This is a genomic window from Lentzea sp. NPDC036949 (assembly GCF_055608075.1).
The window spans coordinates 90,415-115,736 of sequence record NZ_JBVJRA010000013.1; the positions used below are offsets into that span (position 1 = coordinate 90,415).

The 25,322-nt window shown below is 71.1% G+C and carries 26 protein-coding genes; 10 read left to right on the plus strand and 16 right to left on the minus strand.

Annotation, left to right across the window (positions count from 1 at the left end; genetic code table 11):
* Positions 1-40 precede the first annotated feature (40 nt).
* Genes ACZ7CD_RS31170 through ACZ7CD_RS31185 form a run of 4 tightly spaced genes read right to left on the minus strand, consistent with a single transcriptional unit; the run spans position 41 to position 3,887 of the window.
* Positions 41-628: a nucleoside/nucleotide kinase family protein gene (locus ACZ7CD_RS31170; protein ID WP_360401014.1), complete on the minus strand. Its 588-nt coding sequence runs from the start codon at positions 626-628 to the stop codon at positions 41-43.
* Positions 625-1,182 carry a DUF402 domain-containing protein gene (locus ACZ7CD_RS31175; RefSeq protein WP_360400885.1) on the minus strand — a complete coding sequence of 186 codons (558 nt, stop codon included), beginning with the start codon at positions 1,180-1,182 and terminating at the stop codon, positions 625-627. The genes ACZ7CD_RS31170 and ACZ7CD_RS31175 overlap by 4 nt, the downstream gene beginning before the upstream one ends.
* Complete coding sequence (locus ACZ7CD_RS31180; protein WP_360400882.1) at positions 1,160-2,434, minus strand: FAD-dependent oxidoreductase; 1,275 nt, start codon at positions 2,432-2,434, stop codon at positions 1,160-1,162. Before ACZ7CD_RS31180 ends, ACZ7CD_RS31175 begins: the two co-directional genes overlap by 23 nt.
* A 58-nt stretch (positions 2,435-2,492) precedes the next feature.
* Positions 2,493-3,887, minus strand: coding sequence for a GAF domain-containing protein (locus tag ACZ7CD_RS31185; protein ID WP_360400879.1), 1,395 nt, complete (start codon positions 3,885-3,887; stop codon positions 2,493-2,495).
* 158 nt (positions 3,888-4,045) lie between these two features.
* Between ACZ7CD_RS31185 and ACZ7CD_RS31190 the strand changes: the two genes are divergently transcribed.
* Positions 4,046-5,383 carry an aldehyde dehydrogenase family protein gene (locus ACZ7CD_RS31190; protein ID WP_458434014.1) on the plus strand — a complete coding sequence of 446 codons (1,338 nt, stop codon included), beginning with the start codon at positions 4,046-4,048 and terminating at the stop codon, positions 5,381-5,383.
* A gap of 4 nt (positions 5,384-5,387) precedes the next feature.
* Here the strand turns inward: ACZ7CD_RS31190 and ACZ7CD_RS31195 are convergent, their stop codons facing one another.
* Both ACZ7CD_RS31195 and ACZ7CD_RS31200 read right to left on the minus strand, forming a co-directional pair.
* A complete protein-coding gene (locus ACZ7CD_RS31195; protein ID WP_470380285.1) occupies positions 5,388-6,947 on the minus strand; it encodes a beta-N-acetylhexosaminidase in 1,560 nt (519 codons plus the stop codon).
* 170 nt (positions 6,948-7,117) lie between these two features.
* Positions 7,118-8,587 carry a CYTH and CHAD domain-containing protein gene (locus tag ACZ7CD_RS31200; RefSeq protein ID WP_470380286.1) on the minus strand — a complete coding sequence of 490 codons (1,470 nt, stop codon included), beginning with the start codon at positions 8,585-8,587 and terminating at the stop codon, positions 7,118-7,120.
* A 150-nt stretch (positions 8,588-8,737) separates the two neighbouring features.
* Between ACZ7CD_RS31200 and ACZ7CD_RS31205 the strand changes: the two genes are divergently transcribed.
* A complete protein-coding gene (locus tag ACZ7CD_RS31205) occupies positions 8,738-9,547 on the plus strand; it encodes a hypothetical protein (protein WP_470380287.1) in 810 nt (269 codons plus the stop codon).
* Positions 9,548-9,586: 39 nt separating this feature from the next.
* On the plus strand, positions 9,587-9,913 hold the full coding sequence (locus ACZ7CD_RS31210; protein ID WP_360400864.1) for an ArsR/SmtB family transcription factor: 327 nt from the start codon (positions 9,587-9,589) through the stop codon (positions 9,911-9,913).
* Here the strand turns inward: ACZ7CD_RS31210 and ACZ7CD_RS31215 are convergent.
* Positions 9,891-11,426 (minus strand): amidohydrolase, encoded by a 1,536-nt coding sequence (locus ACZ7CD_RS31215; protein ID WP_470380288.1) that lies wholly within the window; start codon positions 11,424-11,426, stop codon positions 9,891-9,893. The genes ACZ7CD_RS31210 and ACZ7CD_RS31215 overlap by 23 nt on opposite strands.
* The gene (locus ACZ7CD_RS31220) at positions 11,423-12,679 is read right to left on the minus strand and encodes a lysine N(6)-hydroxylase/L-ornithine N(5)-oxygenase family protein (RefSeq protein WP_470380289.1); all 1,257 of its coding nucleotides are present in this window, start codon (positions 12,677-12,679) and stop codon (positions 11,423-11,425) included. Before ACZ7CD_RS31220 ends, ACZ7CD_RS31215 begins: the two co-directional genes overlap by 4 nt.
* Before the next feature lie 86 nt (positions 12,680-12,765).
* Between ACZ7CD_RS31220 and ACZ7CD_RS31225 the strand changes: the two genes are divergently transcribed.
* Entirely contained in the window at positions 12,766-13,716 is a 951-nt protein-coding gene (locus ACZ7CD_RS31225; protein WP_360400855.1) for a methionyl-tRNA formyltransferase, read from the plus strand.
* Between the two features lie 72 nt (positions 13,717-13,788).
* On the plus strand, positions 13,789-14,436 hold the full coding sequence (locus ACZ7CD_RS31230) for an HNH endonuclease family protein (protein ID WP_360400852.1): 648 nt from the start codon (positions 13,789-13,791) through the stop codon (positions 14,434-14,436).
* A gap of 331 nt (positions 14,437-14,767) precedes the next feature.
* On the opposite strand, the gene ACZ7CD_RS31235 is transcribed toward ACZ7CD_RS31230, so the two are convergent.
* The gene (locus ACZ7CD_RS31235; RefSeq protein WP_470380290.1) at positions 14,768-15,418 is read right to left on the minus strand and encodes a hypothetical protein; all 651 of its coding nucleotides are present in this window, start codon (positions 15,416-15,418) and stop codon (positions 14,768-14,770) included.
* Between the two features lie 378 nt (positions 15,419-15,796).
* On the opposite strand from ACZ7CD_RS31235, the gene ACZ7CD_RS31240 reads away from it, so the two are divergent.
* Positions 15,797-15,985 (plus strand): hypothetical protein, encoded by a 189-nt coding sequence (locus ACZ7CD_RS31240; RefSeq protein WP_360400846.1) that lies wholly within the window; start codon positions 15,797-15,799, stop codon positions 15,983-15,985.
* Here the strand turns inward: ACZ7CD_RS31240 and ACZ7CD_RS31245 are convergent.
* Both ACZ7CD_RS31245 and ACZ7CD_RS31250 read right to left on the minus strand, forming a co-directional pair.
* Positions 15,982-16,251 carry a DUF2277 domain-containing protein gene (locus ACZ7CD_RS31245; protein WP_360400843.1) on the minus strand — a complete coding sequence of 90 codons (270 nt, stop codon included), beginning with the start codon at positions 16,249-16,251 and terminating at the stop codon, positions 15,982-15,984. The two genes, ACZ7CD_RS31240 and ACZ7CD_RS31245, sit on opposite strands and share 4 nt — an antisense overlap.
* A 9-nt stretch (positions 16,252-16,260) precedes the next feature.
* A complete protein-coding gene (locus tag ACZ7CD_RS31250) occupies positions 16,261-16,818 on the minus strand; it encodes a helix-turn-helix domain-containing protein (RefSeq protein WP_360400840.1) in 558 nt (185 codons plus the stop codon).
* Between the two features lie 51 nt (positions 16,819-16,869).
* Between ACZ7CD_RS31250 and ACZ7CD_RS31255 the strand changes: the two genes are divergently transcribed.
* Positions 16,870-17,676: an NAD(P)/FAD-dependent oxidoreductase gene (locus tag ACZ7CD_RS31255; RefSeq protein ID WP_470380291.1), complete on the plus strand. Its 807-nt coding sequence runs from the start codon at positions 16,870-16,872 to the stop codon at positions 17,674-17,676.
* Here the strand turns inward: ACZ7CD_RS31255 and ACZ7CD_RS31260 are convergent.
* Together ACZ7CD_RS31260 and ACZ7CD_RS31265 are read right to left on the minus strand one after the other, a co-directional pair.
* Complete coding sequence (locus tag ACZ7CD_RS31260; RefSeq protein WP_470376328.1) at positions 17,660-19,369, minus strand: sensor histidine kinase; 1,710 nt, start codon at positions 19,367-19,369, stop codon at positions 17,660-17,662. The genes ACZ7CD_RS31255 and ACZ7CD_RS31260 overlap by 17 nt on opposite strands.
* Positions 19,366-20,031, minus strand: a complete 666-nt coding sequence (locus ACZ7CD_RS31265) for a response regulator transcription factor (RefSeq protein WP_360400832.1) — start codon at positions 20,029-20,031, stop codon at positions 19,366-19,368. The genes ACZ7CD_RS31260 and ACZ7CD_RS31265 overlap by 4 nt, the downstream gene beginning before the upstream one ends.
* Before the next feature lie 79 nt (positions 20,032-20,110).
* Between ACZ7CD_RS31265 and ACZ7CD_RS31270 the strand changes: the two genes are divergently transcribed.
* Complete coding sequence (locus ACZ7CD_RS31270; RefSeq protein WP_470380292.1) at positions 20,111-20,893, plus strand: DUF3152 domain-containing protein; 783 nt, start codon at positions 20,111-20,113, stop codon at positions 20,891-20,893.
* Between the two features lie 23 nt (positions 20,894-20,916).
* Here the strand turns inward: ACZ7CD_RS31270 and ACZ7CD_RS31275 are convergent, their stop codons facing one another.
* Positions 20,917-21,711 (minus strand): AraC family transcriptional regulator, encoded by a 795-nt coding sequence (locus tag ACZ7CD_RS31275; protein ID WP_470380293.1) that lies wholly within the window; start codon positions 21,709-21,711, stop codon positions 20,917-20,919.
* 90 nt (positions 21,712-21,801) lie between these two features.
* Between ACZ7CD_RS31275 and ACZ7CD_RS31280 the strand changes: the two genes are divergently transcribed.
* On the plus strand, positions 21,802-22,608 hold the full coding sequence (locus ACZ7CD_RS31280) for an NAD(P)H-binding protein (protein ID WP_470380294.1): 807 nt from the start codon (positions 21,802-21,804) through the stop codon (positions 22,606-22,608).
* Here the strand turns inward: ACZ7CD_RS31280 and ACZ7CD_RS31285 are convergent.
* Positions 22,584-22,967, minus strand: a complete 384-nt coding sequence (locus ACZ7CD_RS31285) for a hypothetical protein (RefSeq protein ID WP_360400820.1) — start codon at positions 22,965-22,967, stop codon at positions 22,584-22,586. The two genes, ACZ7CD_RS31280 and ACZ7CD_RS31285, sit on opposite strands and share 25 nt — an antisense overlap.
* Positions 22,968-23,054: 87 nt before the next feature.
* On the opposite strand from ACZ7CD_RS31285, the gene ACZ7CD_RS31290 reads away from it, so the two are divergent.
* On the plus strand, positions 23,055-24,554 hold the full coding sequence (locus ACZ7CD_RS31290) for an alpha/beta hydrolase (RefSeq protein ID WP_470380295.1): 1,500 nt from the start codon (positions 23,055-23,057) through the stop codon (positions 24,552-24,554).
* A 38-nt stretch (positions 24,555-24,592) separates the two neighbouring features.
* Here the strand turns inward: ACZ7CD_RS31290 and ACZ7CD_RS31295 are convergent, their stop codons facing one another.
* Complete coding sequence (locus ACZ7CD_RS31295) at positions 24,593-25,312, minus strand: MerR family transcriptional regulator (protein ID WP_458434000.1); 720 nt, start codon at positions 25,310-25,312, stop codon at positions 24,593-24,595.
* Positions 25,313-25,322: the final 10 nt, after the last annotated feature.

A 25,322-nucleotide genomic window follows, 5' to 3' on the forward strand; every position in this document is an offset into this window, starting at 1 on the left:
GGGGCGCGGTCCCGGGAACGCCGCGTGGAGCAGGGACGGGTCACGACTCGACGAGGCCCGGCCGGTCGGGGTGGTCGTAGCGCACGACCAGGTCGGCCACCGGCTCGTAGTCGTCGAACGCGGGCAGCGTCCACTGCTCGGCGGTCTTGCGGCGCAGCGCTCCCGGCGAGAGCCACAGGTGCACGGTCAGCTCCGCGGGCAGCCACCGGTCGAGCAGCAGGGTGCCGTCGACCAGCACCACGCCGTTCTCCGGCACGTCCACGTACTCCGCGCGGCTGGCCCGGTCGGTGGCGGCGTTCCACAGCGACGGCAGCACCTTGCCGTCCAGCGCGGGGTCGAGCACCTCGCGTTGCAGACCGGCCAGGTCGAACCAGTCGTGCCGGTAGGAGTACGGGTCGGTGCGGCCGTGCTCCAGCCGCACCGACGCCGGTCGCAGGAAGTCCTGTGTGGACACGCGCTGGACGGAACGGCCCGTGGCGCGCAACGGTTCCACGAGCGCGTCGGCGAGCTTGCCCGGTTCGGCGGCGGGAGCGCCGTCGAGGAGCACGCGCACCCGGCCGTCCAGCGCGGTGACGCGGGAGACGATCTCGGCGACCAGGGTGTCGTGGGAGAGCGGCCGGACCTTCATCGCCACCCCGGTGACGGCGCCCAGTCCGCCCAGGCCGTGTCCCACCAGATCTCACCGGACGCCAGCATCTGCTCGATCTTCACGCCCTCCGCGCGGATCGCCTCGGCCTCCGCCGCGGAGTACTTGCCGGCCGCCACCTGCTCCTCGAACTCGTCGAGGTCGCGCTGCTGCCACGTGCCGTCGGGCGCCATGGTGTAGTCGAGCGCGTGGTCGAGGGTCTCGAAACCGTCGGCCGTGCGCCGGTAGGGCGCCTGCAGGTTCAGGTAGTAGTTGCCGAAGCGGCGGTCCTCGCCGTGCCAGAACAGGTCGACCGAGTAGGCGTCGTCCGGGCGGTGCAGCATGAGCTTGCCGTGGCCGCGCCAGAAACCGCGTTCCGGCCGGTCCCACGGGTGCGGGTGGTGGTGCTCGGGGTAGGTGAGCGGGGTGCCCGGCTCCACGAACACCGCGAGCAGCCCCGGCTCGTCGACCACGACCCTGGTCGGCATCTCCGACCAGACCCTGCCGTGCAGCACCTCCCGCCGCACGACCACCTCACCCGGCGTGAACAACCTCATGCGCCGAACTTACGTGATCACGCTCGGCCGCGTCCCTCGCCATCATGCGCCGCTTGAGCGCGGGAACGGCGTTCGTGACGCGCAGGACCGTGCGGAACATCGCGAGCACGACCCGGCCGATCACGGGCCTGTGCAGCATGCCGGTGCCGTCCATCTGCTCACGCGAGGCGAGCACGGCCTTGAACCCGTACTCCACCATCTCGGTCTCGTACTCACCGATGGCGGTGACCACGTCCTTGCCGCGGTGGGCCTCGGTGAGCTTGCGGGTCAGCAGCTCCGCGTCGCGCAACGCGGTGTTCGCGCCGATGCCGCGGCCCGGCGTCATGAGGTGCACGGCGTCACCGATCAGCGTGACGTTGCTGGGCTTCCACGGCCGAACCGGCTCCGACGTGCGGACCTTGATCCGGAACACGGTCCGCGGGTCGGCCAGCCGGAAGAGCTCGCGCAGGTTCGGGTGGAACTTCGGCGTCATCCCCAGCACGACCTGCTTGAGCTGCTCCTGGTCCAGCCCGTCGAGCTCGGGGAACTTGTCGTGTGCCGCCGCGTAGCCCCACATGATGTAGTCGTCCTCGACGCCCGCGGTGTCGAAGCGCATGACGTGCAGGATCACGAACGAGCCGCGCGGGCCGTGCAGCAGCGTCACGGCCCGTTCCGCCTGCGGTGGCAACAGCGCCAGGTTCTCCGGGGTGAGCGGCAGCTTGCCGGCGATCGAGGTGATGCCGGTGTCGGAGATCCGCGCGTGCGGCAGGTACTGCTTGCGCAGCTTCGACTGCGCGCCGTCGGCTCCGACGAGCACGTCACCGGTCTCGGAGGTGCCGTCGGCGAAGAACGCGGTGACCGAGCCGTCGTCGTTGCGGCTGAAGCGGGTGAACGCCTTGTCGAACCGCACGACGTCCTCCAGCCCGGTCAGCAGCGCGGTCCGCATCGCGATGCGGCTCACCGACTTCTCGCTGCGGGACTCGTCGCTCTGCTCGGGCAGTTCCGCGACCAGCAGCTCGCGGTACTTCTCGGTGCGCATGTTGATCAGCTTCGGCGGCCGGGCCGTGGTGCGCACGAACTCGGCGAACACCTCCTCGGGTAAGCAGCTGTGCAGCGCCTTGCTGCCGTCCGGGCTGATCCCGACCCGGTAGCCGATCAGCATGCTGCGCGGCGTGCGGTCGCGTTCGAACAGCGCCACGTCCACGCCGGCCTTCTTCAGCCCGTGTGCCAGGCACAGGCCACCGGTCCCCGCTCCGATGATGAGTACGCGCATGACTTCCCCCTCAACCAAGTATCTTAGTTGAGAAGATATTCATGTGCTGAGAGTCTTGTCAATCGTCCTGGTTGAGCCTCCGCAGCCGGGCGGTCGTGATCGCGACCCGCACGTCGTTCGGCGGCAACAGCCTGACCAGCTGTTCCATCGCCTCGGCGTCGTGCTCACCGGAGTCGGTCTGGACGAACGTCCACAGCGCGTTCGCGTCACCGCGCGACAGCACGGCCCGGCGCACACCGCTCGCCAGGTCGTCGCGCTCGGCCAGCACGACCGGCGCTTCGGAACGGGGGAGCAGTGTGCCGCGGTAGCGGGAGGCGGCCAGCGGGACGTCACCGTTGCGGAGGGCGGCGCGCACGGCCAGGAAGTCGGCCTCCACGTGCGCGGTCAGCCGGTACGGGCGGGTCGCGAGCACGCCGGCGCCCAGCTGCGCGCGCAACCGGTGCAGCTCCGCACGAACGGTCGTGGGATTGCCGCGCTCGCCGTAGAGCCGCAACGCGAGCTGGTCGGCGGTCAGGCCGCCGTGCACCGTCAGCGCGCACAGGATCTCCGCGTGCCGCAACGAGATCGGCACCTCGCGGGCGTCCAGCACCACCTTCGGTTCGGGCAGCAGGAACGACAGCGACAGCACCGAACGGCGCACGAGCCGCTGCCGGGGAACGCGCAGCAGGTACCCGTGGGCGAGCGGTTCCAGCACGGCGTCACGGCCGTCGGGCAGCCGCACCCGGTCCGACGACACGTCGACGCGCGGCGGTACCAGCCCGTACGGCTCGGCGGCGACGACCCGGCCGGTCGGGCTGAGCAACGCGCCCGGCTCACCGCGCAACGCGACCAGGTGCCGCATGTTGCGCGCCCGCAGCTCCTCGTCCTGGGCGCTCATCCTGGCCAGCAGCGCCGACTCGGCGAGCCGGGCGGAGGCCGACACCAGCGCCACCATCGACGGGTGCATCGTCTCCATCGGACCGCTCAGGTCGACGACGCCGATCACCTCGCCGGTGTCCGGGTCGCGCACCGGGCTCCCCGCGCACGTCCAGTGGTGGTAGGTGCGCACCAGGTGCTCTGCGGAGTGGACGGTGACGCTGGAGTTCACCGCGAGCGCGGTGCCCATCGCGTTCGTCCCCGCCGCGTCCTCCGACCAGAGCGTCCCCGCGCCCAGGCCGACGTCCTCGGCGTAGGAGCGGGTCGGGTGGGAGCCCTCGCACCACAGGATGTGGCCCTGGGCGTCCGCGACCACCATGATGTGCCTCGCCTCCTCGGCGAAGCCCAGCAGCGTCTCGCGCAGCACCGGCAGCGTCGGGTGCAGCGGGTGCCGTTCACGCAGGTCCGGCAGCTCGTCCTGGGCGAACACCGTCGGCGCGGTGTGCAGGTCGGGGTTCACGTTGGCCGCGAGTGACCGCTGCCACGACGCCGAGATGACGGAGCGTGGCGAATCGGCCGTGCGAGTGCCACTCAACACGGCATCTCTGACCCGGCTGAGCAACAGTGCGTGTTGCCGGTGGTCGGCGGTCACTGGTCCATCCACGGCTTGCAACGAGCATGCAACGTTCTGCTGCCTACTTTCTCATTTCCCCCACCTCAGGCGATCGGTGGGCCATCTTCCGCAGGGAGTCGAGAATGACGCAGTACGCGGCACCGGGGCAGCCCGGCAGCGTGGTCGCGTACCGGCCCAGGTACGACCACTTCATCGGCGGCGACCACGTGCCACCCGTCGCCGGCGAGTACGCCGAGAACGTGACGCCGGTGACCGGCGAGGTGTTCACGGAGGTCGCGCGCGGCACCGACGCCGATCGCGCCCGTGCGCTGCACTCGGCCGGCGGTGCCGCACAGGCCTGGGGGCGCACCACGGCACGGGAGCGCGCCACGGTCCTGGGTGAGATCGCCGACCGGGTCGAGGAGCACGCCACCGAGCTGGCCGTCGCGGAGACGTGGGACAACGGCAAGCCGGTGCGCGAGGCGCTGGTCAACGACGTCCCGATGCTGATCGAGCAGTTCCGCCAGGTCGCCGCCGTCATCCGCACCGAGGTCGGCACGGTCGAGCAGCTCGGCTGCGGCACCACCGACTACCGCACCCACCAGCCCGTCGGCGTGGTGCAGCGCAGGCTCGGCTGGGCGTTCCCGCTGCTGCACGCCGCCCGCGTGCTCGCCCCCGCGCTCGGCGCCGGGAACACCGTGGTCCTGGAGCCCGCGCTGCAGACGCCCGCGTCGGTCCACGTGCTCATGGACGTGATCGCCGACCTGCTGCCACCCGGTGTGGTGAACGTGATCACCGGATCTGATGACCACCCGGCGGTCGCCGGCCGCTGCCCGAACATCTTCTTCGCCGACGTCACCGCCCAGCGCGACGACTTCCTCGACAAGGCGCTGGAGGGCTTCGCGATGTTCGCCGCCAACCAGGGCCAGGTGGCCACGGCCCCGTCCCGCGCGCTGGTCCAGACCGCGGGCTACGAGGAGCTGCTGCACCTCGCGACCGAACGCACCCGGCAGCTGCGCACCGGCAACCCCCTCGACACCGACACGGTGGTCGGCGCCGTGGTGTCGCTGGCCCAGCGCGACCGCGTGCTCGCCTACGTCGCCCGCGGCAGGGCCGAGGGCGCCCGCCTGGTCACCGGCGGCGAGGCCTCCGGCCACTACGTCCAGCCGACGATCTTCGAGGGCGACCACCGCTCCGGCGTGTTCGCCGACGACGTGCTCGGCCCGGTCGTGTCGGTGACCAGGTTCGACGACCGCGACGACGCCGTGAAGATCGCCAACGAGGCCACCGCCCAGATCGGCGCCGGCGTCTGGTCCCGCGACGTCGTGCTGGCCCACCGCCTCGGCCAGGAGCTGCGCGCGGAACGGGTCTGGGTGAACAACTACCACGCGTACCCGGCGAACACCGCGGTGCTCGCCGAGTACCGGCGCGTGAAGCACCTGCTGGTCAGCTACACCGACCGCGCGCAGGGCTACTTCTGACCGCTCACTTGCGCCAAGGCACCTGGGGGGAGGCGTAGTAGCCGATGCCCATCGCCTCCCACCGGGGTGCCTGCGCGCCCAGCCGCGGCGCGAACCGCTCCCAGTCGTGGACCGAGGCGGGTGCCCAGCCGAGCTCGGCCACCACGGGCAGGCGCGGGAACGCCATGTGCTCGACGTCGGCCGTCGTCCGCAGCGTCTCCGTCCACAGTGGAGCCTCGACGCCGCGGACACTGGCCTCGCCGACCCCGTCGAGGTACGCGCCGGGGTTCCAGCTGTAAGCGTCCTTCACCTCGACGTACCCGGCCCAGCTGAGGCCGAGTGCGGTGTTCTTGTCGTACTTCATGTCGAGGTAGACCCGGTTCGCCGGCGACATGAGCACCTTGTTGCCGCGCTGGGCCGCCGCGGCCACGTCCGCGTTGGTCGTCTTGGTGCCCCAGAACTGCGGGACGACGGAGGTGTCGGTGGTGGTCTTGACGAACTCGTGCCAGCCGACGGTGGTCTTGCCGTACTTCTTCACGATCGGCAGCGCGCGGTCCATGAACGTCTGGTAGTCCGCGTCGGAGGTCGAGTGGGCCTCGTCGCCGCCGAGGTGGAAGTACGGACCGGGCGTGATCGCCGAGACCTCGCGGACGACGTCCTCGACGAACCGGTACGTGACGTCGTTGTTGATGCACAACGACGAGAAGCCGACCTCGATGCCGGTGTAGAGCGGCCGCTTCTGGCCGTCGCAGTTCAGCTCGGCGTAGCTCGCCTGGGCGGCGTTGGTGTGACCCGGCATGTCGAACTCGGGGATCACCGTGATGCCGCGCGACGCCGCGTGCGCGACGAGGTCCTTGTACTGCTGCTGCGTGTAGTAGAGCCGGCCGGTGCGGCCGCCGACCTCGGTGCTGCCGCCGATCTTCGTCAGCTCGGGCCACGACTTGATCTCCAGCCGCCACCCCTGGTCGTCGGACAGGTGGAGGTGGAAGTAGTTGACCTTGAACGTGGCGAGCTGGTCGACGTAGCGCTTCACCTGGTCGGTGGTGAAGAAGTGCCGGCTGACGTCGAGCATCGCGCCGCGGTGGTGGTAGCGCGGGAAGTCCGTGATGCTCGCGCCCCTGACCTGCCACGGCCCGGGCTGCTTCCGCTTCGCCTCCGCCTTGGCGGGCAACAGCTGGCGCAACGTGGCCACGCCGTTGAAGTGGCCGGCCGCCGTGTTGGCGCGGATGACCACCTGCCTCGGCGTCACGTCGAGCTGGTAGCCCTCGGGACCGACCTTCCGGTCGGCGCCGCCCGCGAAGACGATCCCGGTGTGGCCGAGCCGGTCGGTGACCGGCAGGCGGAAACCGGTGGAGGGCCGCAGGGTGTCGGCCAGGAGCTCGGCGGGCGCGGCGGCGTGCCGCGTGGTCACCTGGATCTTGGCGGACGGCGACAGCGTGAAGACGCCGGGACGCGCGGTCAGCTGGGCGGGGTGCGGAACGAGCTGCGGGGGCGGCGGGGCTGCGTCGGCGGTACCGGTCACCAGGACTCCAGATGCGGCGATCAGCACGGCCGCCAGGGCGGATTTGGCTCGATGTCGTGCCACGACTCGTCCTCCAGGGCAGGGAGCGAAGTGGCGGCGGCGCTGGGGATCACGGTTTCAGCGCCCGGCCGGGATGTCAAGGTCCAGACCAATTGTGCCGGTTCCCGGAGGCTTGCGCGAACGGGCCGGGGGCGGGACGTCCCGCCCCCGGCCCGACCCTGAATCCCTGCGGTCTAAGGGTGTTCCTTCGACAGCCTGTGCCACAGCGCCGGAAGCGCCGCCTCCGTCCGGTGGGCGAGCTCCACCTCCTGCCCGTACAGCAGCCCGAACGTGAACCCGTTGTCGTCGCCCCGCCCCAGCTCCAGCAGCACCGGCCGGGCCACGACGGAGTCCTGGTGGTCGCCGAGCAGGGTCTGCACCTCCTTGGCGCGCTTGCGCAGGGCCGTGGCGTGCTTGCCGAGCGCGGGTTCGGCGACCTCGGCGGAGTAGCGCAGGCGCTTCGCGGCCTTGCGGGCCTCGTGCAGGGGCGTGTCGCTGTCGTCGGTGGCGAGGGCGGTCTTGATGCGGGCGTCCAGGCGGTGGCGGGCCTTCTCCACGAGCTTGGGCAGGACGTCCTTGGCCCTGCCCGCGGCGAGCGGGGTGAGCGGGGGATCGGTGAGCAGGGTGTCGATGGAGTTCAGCAGGGCGAAGTAGCGCTCGTCGTCGAGGGCGGCGACGGAGGCCTCGTGGGCGGCGGCCTCGCGCGGGGCGAAGTGGCGGGTGAGGCGTGCGGCCACGTCACCGAGGGCCAGCTCCGGCGGGAGGGCGTGCAGGGCCTGCTCGAAGCGCGTCCGCAGCACCTCCAGGTCACGGGAGGTGCCCAGGACGCCCGCGAGCCACTTCAGCTCGTCGGTCAGGGTGCGGGTGGCGTCGCGGTCGACGACCTTGCCGAACGCCTGCAGTGCCGAGCGCATGCGGCGGGTGGCGACGCGCATCTGGTGCACGGCGTCGTCCTCGCTGCGGCGCACGCGCGGGTCCTCGTTCTGCAGGGCTGCGCGTTGCTCGTGCAGGTAGGCGAGGACGACGTCCCCCGCCGTGGACTTCTTCGTCACGCGCGGGACCGGGTCGCGCTTGACGCCGATCACCTGCGAGAGCTTCGAGGCCGACGACGAGCGGTGGATGCCCGCGTCGCCCAGGTGCTGTTCGACGGTGTCGAGCAGGGCGCGGTCGCCGGTGCCGAGCTCGACCTCGATCTCGCGCCACGAGGTGGTGCGGGTGGACGACCCCATGGTCTGGGCGGTCACCACGTCGTCGACGACCTCGGCCAGCACCTCGCCGTCGCCGTTGGACAGCTGCCAGCGGCGGCGGTTCGTCTTGATCTGCGCCACCGGCGCCAGGGACGAGCCGCGGGTGTGGGCGCGCACCAGGGACGTGAGGTCCTTCGGCGGTGTCTTCACGGCGCGGCCGAGCGGGGCGTGCAGCTCCTGGCGCGAGTCGGTGCCGGCGGGCAGCTTGAGGTGCCAGCCCTCGTCGTGACCGCCGACGCGCCTGCGCAGGGTCACGCCGGCGCGGGCGAGGCGGTAGTCGTCGGTGTCGAAGTAGGTGGCTTCGAGGTCGAACTCCTCGGGGCCCGTCACGACACCGGTGATCTCGGTGAGGTCCGGCAGACTCGCGTCCGATGGGGCCTCGTACTTGCGTTCGGTCTCGGTAGCAGAGGTCGCCATTTCCCATTCATACCCCGCTTCGGCCCAGTTCACCCGCGTCGTGACGGTGGGTGAGGGCGGGTGCCTCGGCCGGGCGGAAGCGGTACTCGATGGCGTGCAATCAGGAGTACGCGCCTTGGCCGGTCGGGCACCGTCCGGTTCGCTGGTCGCGTGCCCACGGAGAAGGAACGCCTCGACGTCGTCGAACCGCAGGTCGCCACGCTGATCAGCCACGTCGGCCAGCTCGCCGCGGAGCTGGAGCGGGTGACGGCGCGGCTCACGGCGCTGGAGCGCAGGCTGTCCGGTGCCGGCGACGGCGCGCTGGTGGACCTCGACGCGGTCGCCGACGACATCGCGCCGCTGGTCAGTGCGCTGCGGACGGCGTGGGACGCGGAGCAGGAGCTCCTCGCCGACCCGATGCGGGTCGAGCTGCGCCGGGAGGTGCTGGAGTTCGAGGGCCTCAAGGCGCGCCGCGACGAGGCCCGCTCCAGGCTCGCCAGCGGACGGGTGCCGCGCTTCGAACGCGACGCCCTCAGCCACGAGGTGCGCCAGGTGGAGTGGCTGATCCACGCCAACGAGGCCAGTGCGCTCCGCGCGGCCGAACGGCTGGCGGCCGACGAGGAGGCCGTCGGCGAGGAGTGGCGCACCGAGGCCGTGCGCGCGGGTGAGAAGGCCCGCGCCGAGATCAGGGACGCCGCCGCCCGCCGCATCTCCGACGCGCTCGGGCAGTACGCGCGGATGCCGGTGTGGTTCCGCGTCGGCCTGGGCGAGATCACCGCGCCGGACCCGTCGTTCTGGCTGGAGTCGGCGATCGCGGTCCTCGCCTACCGGCTGGAGTACGGCGTCACCGACGCGGTCTCGCCGCTGGGCACGCCGCCGTCCGCGAGCAGCGGCACCGAGGCGTGGGTGCGCCGGTCCGACGTCCACGCCGACGTCGCCGACCGGCTGGCGACGCTGGCCGCCACGTTCCACCTCCAGTAGCCTTGCTGCAACCGCACGGTTGCAGGAGGGCTCCGCAGGGTGAAGCAGGACGATCAGGACCGGGTCAGCGAGGTCCTCGCCGCGCTCGCGGACCCCATGCGCCGCCAGGTCCTCGACCTCGTCGCCGCCCGCGGCCCGGTGTCGGCGTCGGCGCTCGCGGGCGAGCTCCCGGTCAGCCGCCAGGCGATCGTGAAGCACCTGGCCGTGCTCGAACGCGCCGAGCTGGTGACGTCGCGGCGGGCCGGCCGGGAGAACTGCTTCTCGGTCCGGTCCGACGCGCTCGACGCCACCGCCTCCTGGATGGCGTCGCTGGCCTCGCAGTGGGACAGCCGCCTCGCCAGGCTCAAGCGGATCGCTGAGGCATGAGGTTCCCGCCGACCATCGTGGCCAGCACGGGGATGTCGGCGATCGCGTCGCTGGTGCGCGGGTCGTCGCCGAGCACCACGAGGTCGGCGAGCTTGCCAGGGGTGAGGCTGCCCAGCACGTCCTCCTTGCGGCACGCGTAGGCGCTGCCGAGCGTGTACGCGCGGATCGCCTCCTCGACGCTGATCGCCTCGTCCTGACCGACCGCGCGACCGCCGGACGACCGCCGCCGCACCATGAACTCGATGCCGCGCAACGGTGCGCCGTCCGCGACCGGCCGGTCGGAGCTGCCCGCCACGGTGATGCCGTGGTCGAGGAACGACCGCCCGCGGTACAGCCAGGGCGCCCGGCCCGGTCCCATGATCTCGCTGTAGTCGTCGCCGTAGGCCCACAGGAACGTCGGCTGGACGACGGGGATCATCCCGAGGGCCGCGATCCGTCCGAGCTGTTCGGGACGCACCAGGCCGCAGTGCTCGACCCGGTGCCGGGCGTCCGGGCGCGGTCGTGCGGACTGCGCCCGCGCCACCGCGTCGAGGGTGAAGTCGATCGCCCGGTCGCCGATCGCGTGGACCGCGAGCTGCCACCCGGCGTTGTGCGCGTCGGCGATTGCCGCCCGCACGAGCTCCTCCGGCTCGGCGAGCTGCCCGACGTTGTCGCTCCCGGCGTACGGCTCGGTCAACGCGGCCGTGCGCGCGATCATGCCGCCGTCGGTCCACAGCTTCATGGCGCCCAACGACAGCATGTCGTCGCCGAACCCGGTGCGCAGCCCGAGGTCGATCGCCCGTGCGATGCCATCGGCCGGATCGGCGGCCACGTCGTGCAGCACGTGTGCGGACACCATGAGCTGCATCCGGATCGGCAGCTCGGCCCGTTGGTAGGCCAGGGCCTCCAGCGGGCTCGACGCGATCAGCCCGGCGCCGATGCCCGCCTCCGCGCACATCGTCACGCCCTCGGCCAGCACCTGCTCCGCACTGCGCCGCAGCTCGTCGACGACCTCGTCGACCGAGTAGGGCAGCCGCAACGACCGCGCGGCCAGCTGTTCGTTCTCGGTCAGCCAGCCGTCGCTCGTGATGCCCGGCAGCCGGCGCAGCACGGCGGAGTTCACGACGCACGCGTGCCCGGACAGGTCGGCCACGTACACCGGCCGGTCGCCGCTGATCGCGTCGAGGTCCACCGCGGTCAGCGGGCGGTCCATGATCCGCCGGTCGTAGCCGGACGCCTCGATCCACGCCGTGCCGGGTGCGTCGGCCAACGCGTGCTGCACGGCGGCGACGGTGTCCAGCCCGGTCACGTCGACGGTGCGCCGGCCGTTCCACGCCAGGTGCGTGTGCGCGTCGATGAAACCGGGAAGCACCACGGCGCCGCCGAGGTCGATGGTCTCGGCCGCCGACAGGTCCTCGACCTGCTCGTCCAGCCCGGCGATGCGGCCCTGCCAGATGCCGATCGTGTGCGCGGCGGGGCGGGCCGGGTCCATCGTGAGGGCCCGGCAGCCCGTCAGCTTCAGGTCGAGTCTCACGCGGTCGCGAGGACCGGCACGGGGGTGTTGGTCAGCACGGAGTCCAGGATCTCACCTGACCGCACCGCGACGTTGGACAACAGCGACGACGTGATGCCGTGCGAGTGCTCGGTGCCGCCCTGGACGTAGATGCCGCCGCGCAACGACGTCCGCACGCGGTAGTCCCGGCCCACGACGAGCCGCCCCGCGGCGTCACGGGCGCACGTCGCGTCGAGCGCACCGAGGGCCGGCGTGGCCTCGTCGTACCCGGTCGCGAGCAGCACCAGGTCGGTGTCGAGGAACTCCTGCTCGCCGGTGACGAGCGACTGCACCACGGCACGGGCGCCGGTCGCGGACTCCTCGACCGCCACGAGCCGGGTCATGTTCATCATCCTCAGCCGCTCGGTGCCGAGCACCTTCTCCCGGTAGGTGGTCCGGTACAGCTGGGCGATGAGGTCGACGTCGACCACGGAGTAGTTGGTGTTGCGGTGGTAGTCCATCAACCGCTGCTTCACCGCGTCCGGCGCGTCGAAGTAGTGGTCGACGGCCTCCGGGTCGAAGATCCGGTTCGCGAACGAGCTGTCGTCGGCGGGGCTGTAGCCGTAGCGGGAGAACACCGAGCAGATCTCGGCACCGGGGAACTCGCGGTGCAGGTGGGCGACCGCTTCCGCCGCGCTCTGCCCGGCACCCACGACGACAAGGCGCTTCGGGTCCTTGAGCTCACCGACGCGGTGCAGGAACTGGCTGTTGTGCCACACGCGGTCCGACAGCACGACGCCCTCGGGAACGGTCGGGCGCAGACCCGTGGCGAAGACGAGGTTGCGGGCGCGGTAGACGTCACCCGTGGCGGTCGTCACCTCGAACAGGTCGTCCTCGACCGCTTCCACGCCAACGGCTTCCGCGCCGTAGGTGACCAGGTCGTCGACCTGCGCGGCGGCCCACTCGAAGTAGTCGTGGAACTCGACCCGCAGCGGGAACAGGTTCTTGTGGTTGACGAAGTCGACGAGCCGGCCGCGGTCCTTGAGGTAGCACAGGAACGAGAAGCGGCTGGTCGGGTTCCGCATGGTGACCAGGTCCTTGAGGAACGAGACCTGCATCGTGGCGTCGTCGAGCAACATGCCGCGATGCCAGCCGAACGCCTGCTGGCGTTCCAGGAACACCGCGGTGACAGGGGTTTCGGCCTGCTCGTTGTGCTCGGTGAGAGCGATGGCGAGCGCCAGGTTGGAAGGTCCGAACCCGATGCCGACGACGTCGTAGATGGGGTGCACGAGCATTCAACTTAGGGCAGCCTAAGCTTATCTGCAAGCACTTCGTTAGGTTAGCCTGACCGTATCTCACCGCGTCGAAGGAGGACACCCCCATGAGGGTCGTCATGTTCGGGTTCCAGACCTGGGGTCATCGCACCCTGCAGGCACTTTTGGCATCTGAGCACGAGGTCGTCCTGGTGGTGACCCACCCGAGGGGTGAGGGCGTGTACGAGAAGGTCTGGAGCGACTCGGTCGAGGACCTGGCCCGCGAGAACGGCGTCGACGTCCTGATCCGCGAACGGCCGGAGGACCAGGAGCTGCTCGACGCGCTCAAGGCCGCCGACCCGGACGTGATCGTCGCGTGCAACTGGCGGACGTGGATCCCGCCGCAGGTCTTCGCCCTGCCCAAGCGCGGCACGCTGAACGTGCACGACTCGCTGCTGCCGAAGTACGCGGGCTTCTCCCCGTTGATCTGGGCGCTGATCAACGACGAGAAGGAGGTCGGCGTGACCGCGCACATGATGGACGACACCCTCGACGCCGGCGACATCGTGCTGCAGCGCTCGGTCCCCGTCGGCCCGCGCGACACCGCCGCCGACCTGTTCGCCAAGACGCTGGAGCTGTTCGGCCCGATCACCGTCGACGGCCTCGCCGAGATCGCCTCCGGGCGCACGGACTTCACCAAGCAGGACCGGTCGCAGGCCTCCTTCTTCCACAAGCGCGCGGAGGAGGACCTGCGCATCGACTTCACCTGGAGCGCGGAGGAGCTGGACCGGCTGGTGCGGGCGCAGTGCGCGCCGTACCCGAGCGCGTTCTGCTTCCACCGCGGTGAGCGCCTGGAGATCATCGAGGCCGACGTCTCCGCCGAGGTCTACGGCGGCACCCCCGGCCGCATCTTCTACCGCGAGGGCGACGGCGTGGCGGTCGTCGCCGGCGCAGAGGCCCGTCGCGGTCGCAGCAAGGCGTTGCTGGTCAAGAAGGTTCGCACCGCGGACGGCACCGAGCTCAAGGCGCAGGAGTACTTCCGCACCATGGGCGGCTACCTGACCTCGCGTCCGCAGTAACACCGCTCGTCCGGCATGCGGAATCACGGGCCGGGTGACCTGCCCGTGACCCGCATGGTCGATCATTGCCGCATGAATCGCGCTGCGGTGACGTCACTTGTCGTCTTCGTGCTGCTGGTGGCAGTGGGCTGGTACCTGACCGAGCTCCAGTCGAAGGACGACGGGCCCACGACGACCAGCACGCCGGCACCGCGGCCGGGCAGCTCGACCGACCTCAACGCGCTGCAGATCGCGCCCGAGGGCAAGATGACCGGCTACAGCCGCGACCGGTTCCCGCACTGGGCATCGCAGGGGGACTCCTGCGACACCAGGGAGATCGTGCTGCAGCGCCAGGGCGCCGACGTCACGACGGACAAGGACTGCAAGGCCGTCTCCGGCACCTGGACCAGCCCGTACGACAACGTGGTGGTCAAGGACGCGGCCGAGATCGACATCGACCACACCGTGCCGCTGGCCGAGGCTTGGCGCTCCGGCGCCGACAAGTGGACCGACGAGCAGCGCAAGGCGTTCGCAAACGACCTCGGCGGCATCCAGCTGGTCGCCGTGACCGCGAAGACCAACCGCGGCAAGGGCGACCAGGACCCGGCGAAGTGGAAGCCGCCGGTGGAGTCCTACTGGTGCACCTACGCCCAGCACTGGATCTCGGTGAAGATCAGCTACAAGCTGACCGTCGACCAGGCCGAGCACGACGCGCTGGCCGCGCTGCTCAAGGCCTGCTGACCGCCTCGGGGGCACGTCGCCGGTGGGCGACGACATCCGCGCGGTGACCGGGCCCGGCCGTGGACGGGCCCGGTTGGCTTGTCGGTCGCGGCGTTCGGGGATGGTGGCCCGGATGTCGCGGCGGCTCAGGCGGGTGCGGACGGGCTTGCTGGAGCAGCCCTTGTCCGCTCGGGCAGGGCACGCCACGACACCCCGGTCTTGGCCTTGAACAACACCCGTTCCCCGCACGCCGGTCATCCACCCGCGGACGACCACTCACACCCGAGACCGGCTGCAACCACATCCGCGCGGTGACCCGGCCCGGCCGTGGACGGGCCGAGTCGAGCCGGAGCTAGCCGACCTGGACCGACTCGAACAGGCCGGACAGCTTCCAGTGCGTCACGTAGCCCATCGCCTCGGCCGCGATCAGCACGTCGAGCTTGCCCAGGTTCGTGCGCTTGGGCATCTGGTAGGCCTTGCCGCGCCGCGCGTCGAGCACCATCGGCGTGGCGCCCGGCAGCGTGCCGGCGGTGGTGTGCTGCAGTATCCGCAGGCCGACGTTCGCCGCCTCCCTGGTCAGCGGCACCTCCTTGGTGTGGACGAGCACCGCGTAGGTGGAGCCGTCCTTGCGCCGCAGACCCAGGTGCGGGCGCACCCGGAGCGTGAGCTCGCCGGCCCGGTAGGTGGTGCCCTCGACCGGCACGCCGGTCGCCTTGAACGCGGCGAGCCAGGGCAGGAAGCCGTCGGCGATCTCCTCGAACGCCCGCGGCTGGCCGGTGCGGTTGGCGGCCATGACGGCCTTCTTCAGCTCCAGCTCGGGTTTGGTGGAGTTGACCGCTCGGCGCATGGCGTCGCGGATCGGGTTGTAGAAGCCGCAGACCCTCGGGTCGTCGGTCAGGTACATCCCCCGTTGTTCCGACACGATGTTGATGCGTCCACGCTGACCGCTCATGACGTACTCGGTGAACGACAGTGCGGTGACGCTGACGTTGTTGTCCGGCAACGTTTTCTCCCCTCGTACCGCCTTCTTCACCTGACGTTAGCGGAGGGGTCTGACAAAAACGGTGCTGCTCCGAACGGGCTAATGATTACGTAGTGTTGCTTGTTCACTCAATCGTGTGGCACTCAGGGCGGTGCTTTGGACCTCATTCGGTGAACGGACCGTGACGGACCGGCGACCGATCAACCACCCGACCGCTCGTCTGCCGTTCGCCGACGCTCACCCAACGCTCACCGCACGACCAGCAGGAGTAACCCTGCGTAGAAGATCAACTGAAGACAATGGGTTCACCAGGAGATTTCGCAGCGAGGGAGCACGATGGCGGGAAAGGCGGTTCAGGCCGCTGGATGTTCACCCGAAAGGGAGGGTGACCGTCGGCCGATGAGGTGGCCCGTCCGCCTCGGCCAGTGGCCGCACGCCGCGCAGGTGACGGTCATCCTCGTGCTGATCGCGCTGCTGCTGTGGGCCATCGCCCTCACCCTCGGCCCTGACCAGGCGTTCATCGTCGGTTCCGCCGGTGTCGCTGCCAAGCTCATCTGCATGTACCTCGACACCCGCACCGGGGACTAGCGCGCGTAGCGCTCGGCGGCCCGCGCCTTCGCCTTGGCCGCCTCGACCTCGCGGTCCTTCGGCGGCGCCGACGTCACCAGCGCGTCGAGCAGTTCCTGCGTGGCCGCCGCGACGGCCGCCACCGCCCGGTCGAAGGCCTCCTGGTTCGCGGCGGACGGCTTGGCCGCCCCGCTGACCTTGCGCACGTACTGCACCGCGGCGGCCTGCACCTCCGACGAGGTGGCCGGCGGTTCGAAGTTGTGGAGCACCCGGATGTTTCGGCACATGCGCCCACTCTATGACCGCTTCGGCGGCGCGGCGCGGGTGTGGATGCGTTCGCCCTGCTTGCCGAACAGGCTGATGATCTCCGCGGGCCTGCCGTCCGCGCTGCTCATCGCGTGCGGCTGGCGGCAGTCGAACTCGGCCACCTCGCCGGCCCGCAGCACGACCTCCTTCTCGCCCAGGCGCAGCCGGACCCGTCCGCTGAGCACGTAGAACCACTCGTAGCCCTCGTGCACGCGCGGCTCGTGCAGCCGGTCGTCGGTGATGATCATCTTCCACGCCTGCAGCGGGCCGATCGAGCGGGTCAGCGGGACGGCGACGCGGCCGTGGTCGAGCTGGCGCGGCTTCAGCTGCACCCTCGGGTCACCGACCTCCGGCGCTCCGACCAGGTCGTCCAGCGTGACCTGGTAGGTGCGCGACAGCGGCAGCAGCAGCTCCAGCGTCGGCTTGCGCTGGTCGGTCTCCAGGCGCGACAGCGTCGACTTGGAGATGCCCGTCCTCTCGGACAGCTCCGCCAAGGTCAGGTCGTGCTCGGCCCGCAACGCGGCGAGCCGATGTCCCAGTGTTGCCATTTCAGCAACATACGTTGCCGTTTTCAGGCTGTCGACCACATCCTCGGTCCCATGGACTACGAAGTGGTGATCATCGGCGGGGGAGCGGCCGGCCTGAGCGCCGCCCTGATGCTGACCAGGGCGCGGCGCAGCGTCTTGGTGGTCGACAGCGGTGAACCGCGCAACCAGCCCGCCGCGCACATGCACAACTACCTCTCCCGAGACGGTTTCTCGCCGCTGGAGCTGCTCAAGCACGGCCGTGCCGAGGTCGAGGGCTACGGCGGCGAGATCGTGCGGGACGAGGTGCGGTCCGTGGCGAAACGGGACGACGGGTTCGCCGTCCGGCTGGCGGAGCGCACCGTCGGAGCGCGCGCCGTGCTGTTCGCGACCGGGCTGGTCGACGAGGTGCCGGAAAACCTGCGCGAGCGCTGGGGCCGCGACGTCTTCGGCTGCCCGTACTGCCACGGCTACGAGGTGCGCGACCAGCGGCTTGTCGTGTTCGGCGAGGAGAAGAAGGTGGCGCTCGTGCGGCAGTGGTCCGCCGACGTCACGCACGTCGAGTCGGTCGACGGCGTCGAGGTGGTCGACGACCGGCTGGTCGCGGTGATCTCGAACGGCGAACGCCACCCGGCCGACGCGCTCGTGTACTCCGCGCCGGTCAAGCCGCGCGACGAGCACCTGCTCGCCCTGGGGGCCGAGACCGAGGACACCATCGCCGGTCCGTTCGTGCGCACCGACCGGTTCGGCCGCACCAGCGTTCCCGGTGTCTACGCGGCGGGCAACGTCACCGACCCCACCGCCATCGTGGTCGTCGCCGCCGCGCAGGGCGCCCAGGCCGCCGGGATGATCAACATGGACCTGCTCACACCGGCAGGCTGATCCGGAACGCCGACCCCTCGCCAGGGGCGCTCGTCACCGACACCGTGCCGCCGTGCGCCTCCACCAGGTGCCGGGTGATCGCGAGCCCGAGCCCGCTGCCGCCCGTGCTGCGGCTGCGCGACTTGTCCGCGCGCCAGAACCGGTCGAACACGTGCGGCAGGTCCTCCGCCGCGATCCCGGTGCCGGTGTCGGTGACCTCGACGACCGCGTTGCCGTTGTCCTCGAACAACTTCACGACGACCTCGCCACCGGCGGGCGTGTAGCGCACGGCGTTCGCGACGAGGTTGCCCAGCGCCTGCCGCAGCCGCACCGGGTCGGCGGTGGCGTGCACCGGCGTGGTCTCCGCGCGCAGCAGGACCGACCGGTTCTGCTGCGCGTTCACGACCTGGTCCACGACGTCGTCGAGCGCGATCGGCTCGGGGTGCAGCCGCAGCGTGCCCGCGTCGGCCTGCGCCAGGTCGTGCAGGTCGTCCACGAGCCGTTGCAGCAGCAGCGACTCCTCCAGCAGCATGCCGACCAGGTGCGGGTCCGGCTCGGCCAGCCCGTCCTGGGTGGCCTCCAGCCAGCCGGTGATGGTGCCCAGCGGCGTGCGCAGCTCGTGCGCGACGTCGCTGACCAGTGCCTGCCGCTGCCGTTCGGTCTCGGCCAGCTTCTCCGACATCGCGTTGAACGACCGCGCCAGCTCGCCGATCTCGCCGCTGCCGCCGTCGACCCGCGCCGTCCGGTCCCCCTCGGCGGTGCGCTTCGTGGCCGCGGTGAGCGCCCGGATCGGCCGCACGAGCTGTGCCGCGGTGAGCCACGACGCGAACCCTGCGAGCGCGAGGATTCCCAGCGCCACCAGCGTGATCCGGGTCGTGCCGGTGGTGGACAGGTCGATCGTCATCGGCTCGTCGCCGGTCACCGGCGTGAGGAACAGCTGCGCCTGCTCGGCGACGTGCGGCCGCAGCTGCTCGCGCCGCGCGCGGTCCATGCACGCCACGTCCTCGGGCGGCGAGTCGCGGACGGTCGTGATCTCCCAGTCCAGCGCCGCGGGGCCCGGCGACTTGGCCATGACCCGCCCGCCGGGGAACTCCTCCTCCAGGCACTCGGCGAACAACCGCTGCAGCTCCCCGTACGCCGCCTTCTCCGTCACCGTGAGGGTGTAGAGCCGTTCCCCGGCCTCGCAGTCGTCCCAGATCGAGAGCCGGCCGGGTTCGTCGCCCGCCAGCCGCGGCCGGCCGTTGGGCGCGTCCACGGTCCTGATGGAGGAGTTGCACTGGCCCAGCCGGTCGGCGTGGGCGTGCAGCGTCCGGTACTCCTCGTCGGTGAGCTTGAACGGTCCCACCGCCCGCGGGTCGATGCGCCCGTTGACGTTCAACGGGTCGATGATCGCCTTCGGGGTGATGGGCAGCTTTGGCGAGCTCTCGTTTCCGGTGTCCACCAACTTCTTGCCGCTGTTGTCGGTCAGGGCGATGCGCCGGTCGTGCTCGCGCGCGATGCGGTCCACTTCGGACTTCGCCGCGCTCCAGTCGCGGTGCGCCGCCGCGTACGCCACCAGCTCGTCGATGATCCGCGCGTCGGTCTCGAAGGCCTCGCCCTGCTCCTGCCGGATCGTGCCGGTCGTCGCCTGGCTCGCGAGCCAGGCCGTGACGGCGATCGAACAGGCCGCGATCACCAGGGAGAACAGGAAGAACCGGACCAGGAGGCTGTTCATGCGAGCTTGTAGCCGATGCCGTAGACGGTGAGGAGCCGCTCGGGTCGCCGCGGGTCCTTCTCGATCTTGCGGCGCAGCTTCATCATGTGCACGTCCACGGTCCGCGCGGTGATGAACCCGTCCTCCAGCAGCTGTTCGCGCGTGAACACCCGCTGCGGCTGCGCGGCCATCTTCGCCAGCAACCGGAACTCCGCCGGGGTCAGCGCCACCGGGTCGTCGCCGAGGTGCACCTCGTGCCGGACCGGGTCGACCACCAGGTCACCCACCCTGAGCACCGCCGCGTTCGTCTCACGCGCCCGGCCGGCACGCCGCAGGATCGTGCGGACCCGCGCCACCATCTGCCGCGGCCGGAACGGCTTGGTGATGTAGTCGTCGGCGCCGAGGTCGAACCCGAGCAGCACGTCGTCCTCGGTGGAGCGGGCGGTCAGCAGCACGATCGGCACGTCGGACTCCGCGCGGACCACGCGCACCACGTCGATGCCGTCCACCAGCGGCATCATCACGTCCAGCACCAGCAGGTCGGGGTTGCGCCGCCGGGTCTCGTCGATCGCCGCCCGCCCGTCGTGCACGACGACCACGGAATGCCCGTCGTGCTCCAGGTAGCGGCGCACCAGCTCGGCCTGGTGGACGTTGTCCTCGGCGACGAGGATGTGGGCGCACACGTGGGCAGTATGCAGTCCTTCACGACAGTCAAGCGGGTCGCAAACAGGTTCTTCATCAGTTACGGCGAGCGTGGTCGCCATGAAGAGGCTGTACGTGTCGCTGGGGGCGTGCGCGGTGGCGGCGGTGCTGCTCACGACGACCCAGCCGGTCGCGGAGACGTCCCCGGCCGCGGCGCCGACGACCACCACGTCGACAACGCCGTCCGCGGCACCTGCGGCGCCGCCGGTGGCGCGCGTCTACGCGTCCGGCTCCGACCTGCCCGACGGCCCGGACTTCCCGGTCGCGGGCGCCGGCACGTTCCACGTCGTCCCCGCCGAGGGCCAGGTCGTCGGCACCGGCGGCCCGGTGCACACCTACGCCGTCGAGGTCGAGGACGGCATCCCGGTGGATGAACAGGCCTTCGCCGCGTTCGTCGACGCCACCCTGGCCGACCCGCGCGGCTGGACCGCGACCGGCGCCCGCCGGGTGCAGCGCGTCTCCGGGGCCGCCTTCGTGCGCATCCGCCTGACCTCGCAGCAGACGGCCCGCGCGGTGTGCGGGTTCGAGATCCCGGTCGACGTGTCGTGCCGCGACGGCGGTCTCGTCCACCTCAGCGCCGCCCGCTGGACCCGCGGAGCCGTCGCCTACCTCGGCGACCTCACGGGGTACCGGCGGTACGTGGTCAACCACGAGGTGGGCCACGCGTTCGGCCAGCCCCACCGGCCCTGCGCGGCTGAGGGCGGACCGGCGCCGGTGATGATGCAGCAGACCTTCAGCGTCTCCAACGACGAGATCGTGCGCATCACCGGTGGCGTGCCGCAGGGCGCGGTCATCCCGCGGGACGGCAAGACGTGCGTGCCGAACCCGTGGCCGCATCCGTGACCGTGGTCGTCATGACGGCCGAGCTAGTGGACCACCAGTTCGCGCGCGTGTTCCCGGTCGCTTGACAGCACACGCGCCCCCGCGCGGTACTCGCTCGGGCTGACCCCGTGCACCCGCTTGAACGCGGCGCTGAACCCGAACGCGTCCGCGTACCCGACCCGCTTGGCCACTGCGGCGACCGTGGCCGTCGAGTCGGTCAGCAGGTCGGCGGCCAGTGCCATCCGCCACTCGGTCAGGTACGTCAGCGGCGGCGTGCCGACCAGCTTCGCGAACCGGCCGGCCAGCGTCGTGCGCGACACCTTCGCCTCCCTGGCCAGCAGTGCGAGCGTCCACGGCCGTGCCGGGTCCGCGTGCATCGCCCGCAACGCCGGACCGGCCACGTCGTCGGCTAGCGCGCCGAACCAGCCGGTGCGGTGCTCGCTGTCGAACCAGGTCCGCAGGCCGCACACCATGATCCAGTCCAGCAACCGGTCCGCCACCACGCCCGACTCCTCGTCGAGCGTGCCGTAGAACTCCGCGCACCCCTCCGTGCCGTGGGACACCAGCACCTCGGGCAGCACCGCGGCGAGCCTGCTCGCGACGGCACCGGTGAGGTCGTAGGTCCCGGTCACCACCTCGGCCCGCCCGGTCAGCGTGAACGGTCCGCGCGCGACCAGGACGTCGCCCGCCCGCGCGGTCTCGCCCGCGACCTCCACCCAGCCGGACACCAGCGCGTACACGGCGAGGCGGTCGCACTCGACGGTGCCGATGACCTCCGACCGGCGCAGGTCACCGCCGTCCGCGCGCACCCCGCGCAGCAACTCCTCGAACGGGTCCATGACACCCACGATAGTGGCTCGAACGATCGAACATCATCGATGAACTCTCGGACATGGGCCGATCGCGCCGGTCCCGGTTGGCTGGACGCCATGACACAGGAGATCTTGGTTCTGGGCGCCACCGGCAAGACCGGCCGCCGCGTGGCCGACGCCCTCCGCGGCGCCGGCGCGACCGTCCGCCCCGCGTCCCGTTCCAGCGCGGTCCGCTTCGACTGGACCGACCGCTCCACCTGGCGGCCCGCCCTCACCGGTGTGACCGGCGCGTACCTGATCGCACCGCACGACCCGGCCGACGCGGCACCGTTCGTCGAACTGGCCGAAGAGCAGGGCGTCCGCCGCCTGGTGCTGCTCTCCGGTCGCGGCCTCGACCGGACCCCGCGCCACGTGTTCGCGGGCATGCACGCGGCCGAGGACGCCGTGCGCGCCTCCGGGCTGGACTGGACCGTGCTGCGCGCCAACAACTTCACCCAGAACTTCTCCGAGGAGATCTGGGAACCGGAGGTCCGCGCCGGCCGGTTGTCGCTGCCGGTGGACGACACCCCGGAACCGTTCGTGGACGTCCGTGACATCGCCGACGTGGCGGTCAAGGCGTTCACCGAGGACCACGCCGGGCAGACCTACGACCTGAGCGGGCCCACCGGGGTGACGTTCGCCGACGCGGTCGCCAAGATCGGCGCACGGACCGGGCGCGCGATCGAGCTGGTCCGGCTGACGCCGGAGGAGTACCGGGACGTGTTGCTCTCGTACGGCGTCTCGGAGGAGGAAGCCGCGGAGCTGAACGGCATGTTCGAGGGGATGCGCAAGGGCCTGCTCGCGACCCCGGCCGACGACATCGCACGGCTGCTCGGCCGCCCGGCCACCGACTTCGACACCTACGTGGCCGACACCTGGGGCTGACGCGGCAGCAGCAGGTGCACCGCGAACCCCGCGGCCGCCGTCAGCACGGCCTGGTAGACGACCGAGAGCCGGTACTGCCCCGCGACCAGGAACGCGGCCTCCAGCCCGGTCGTCCACCAGCCGGCGAGCGCACCGAGCCCCAGCACGTGCCACCCGAAGAACCCCGCGCACCAGCCGACCACCGCCCAGGCCGCCCGCCCTCCCCGGCGCACGAGCAACCCGGTCGACACCGCCGCCACCGCGTTGAACGCGAGCGCGATGCCCGTCAGCGTCGTGTCAGCGCTCCACACCAGACTGGCCAGGGTCTGCACGACGAGCACCGCGACCACCACACCGATGCCCACCCGCGTCTTGTCCACGCGTCACGGTAACGCGCGGAATCGCGAGGCAACCGGTTGACTGTCACCGGCGTCGTCATGATCGGAACCAACTGGGGAGTTGATCTCGTGAAACCACTGTTGATGGCGGCGGCGCTGCTGGTCGGTCTGGCACCGGCGGCGACCGCCCAGGCCGGGTCCGGGGCCCAGACCCCGGCGCTGTCCTGGCAGGACTGCCAGGACGGGTTCCAGTGCGCCACCGCCGAGGTACCGCTCGACCACGACCAGCCGCGTGGCACGAAGATCGACCTCGCGCTGATCCGCCTGCCCGCGACCGACCCGGGCAAGCGGATCGGCTCGCTGTTCGTGAACTTCGGCGGCCCCGGCTCGTCCGGCGTCGACCGGCTGCGCGCCCGCGCCAGGTGGGAGTGGCTGTTCTCGTCCGAGCTGCGCTCCCGCTTCGACGTCGTGTCGTGGGACCCGCGCGGCATCGGCAGGAGCGCGACCGTGCGCTGCTTCGACTCCGTCGAGGACCAGCAGGCGTTCCTGAACTCCATCCCGCTCTACCCGGTCACGGCCGCGGACGAGCCCGCGTTCCACGCCAAGCACCAGGAGTTCGCCCAGCGCTGCGAGGACAGGTCGGGCGACCTGCTCGACCACGTCTCGTCGGCGAACACCGCCCGCGACCTCGACCTGCTGCGCAAGGCCGTCGGTGACAAGAAGCTGACCTACCACGGCATCTCCTACGGCACGCACCTCGGCGCGATCTACGCGAACCTGTTCCCGGACAAGGTGCGCGCGCTCGTGTTCGACGGCTCACTCGACTTCATCGGCAACGCCACCGGCCACGGCAACCAGGGCAGGACCGTGCCGCTGGACACCCGCCAGGACGTGCCGCGCGGCACCGCCGAGACGTTCGACCAGTTCCTGACCCAGTGCGCGGCAGCAGCCACGAAGTGCGCTTTCGCCGGCGGTGACCTGAAGAAGAAGTGGGCGGACCTCGTCACCAAGGTGACCGCGACACCGATCACCACACCCGACGGCACGTTCGACCGCGCCGCGCTGATCGGCACGGTGTGGGACGCGATGTCCCAGCCCGACACCTGGCAGTCCACCGCCCAGATCCTGCAGACCGTGTGGGAGACGCAACCCGCGCTCACCCGCATCGCCGCCGCGGCACCGGACTACATCTCCAACCGCACCGAGGCGTTCAACGCGGTCCAGTGCTCCGACAGCAACTTCCCGCGCGACACCGCCGCGTACACCAGGTACGGCAAGAGCGAGGACGAGCGCGTCCCGTACTGGGGCCGCCCGATCGTGTACGACATGATGCCGTGCGCGTTCTGGCAGGGTCGTGACACCGACCGCTACACCGGCCCGTGGAACCGCTGGACCTCCGCGCCGATCCTGTTCGTCAACAGCAGGTTCGACCCGGCCACCCCGCTGCACGGCGCGCAGGACGGCGCCGCGGAGATGGCCCGCACCGGCTTCCTGACCGTCGAGGGCTCCGGCCACACCTCGATGTACGTCCGCAGCACGTGCGCGGAGAAGGCCAAGCGCGAGTACCTGTTCACCGGCGTCCTGCCGACCCAGCGCACCTGCGCCGTCGACCAGGCCCCGTTCGCCTAGCACCCGCTCGGCACCGTCCGGTGTGGACGGTGCCGAGCTCACTCCCGGCTCCGCCCCATCCGCACCAGCACGTCGAGCTGCGCCGAGTTGTACAGGTCCACCAACGCCCGCCCCGCAGCCTCACTGGCGTACTTCGCCCCACGCGGCGCGTCGGCGTAGATCCCACCGGGGAACATCACCTTCATCTCCCGCACGATCGGCAACTCCAGCATCGCCTCCGCAAGCCGCTGCCGAGTCCCCTCGTCCGCGTCCTCGGCCAGCTCGTCGAACTCGACCTCCACCGGCCACCGCCCGTGCTCCCGCACCGACTCCGCATACCGCGCGAACGTCTCCGGCGCCAACACCTGCGCCAACACCACGGAAAACGCCCGATCCGCCGCAGACAGGTCCGCCTCCGCCACCACCTTCGCCACCGCCGGCGGCAACTCGGTGGGCGACGCCTGCCGCAGGATCACCCCCAACTCCACCCGCACCCGCTGCAACCGCTCAATGGTGCTCGCCAACTCCGCATCAAGCGCCCGCAACGCCTCCTCGGGGTGCTCATCCGCATCCCCGAGCTCAGCGATCCGCGCCAACGACAACCCAAGCCCGGTCAACCGCTTGACGCGCAACACCCGCACCAGGTGCGCCACCCCGTAACTCTTGTACCCGTTGGCCCTGCGCTCCGGCTCCGCCAGCAACCCCACCTCGTGGTAGTGCCGGATGGTGCGCAACGTCGTGCCGGCCAGCTCCGCCAACTGCCGGGTGCTCCACCCCACGCCCCGCACT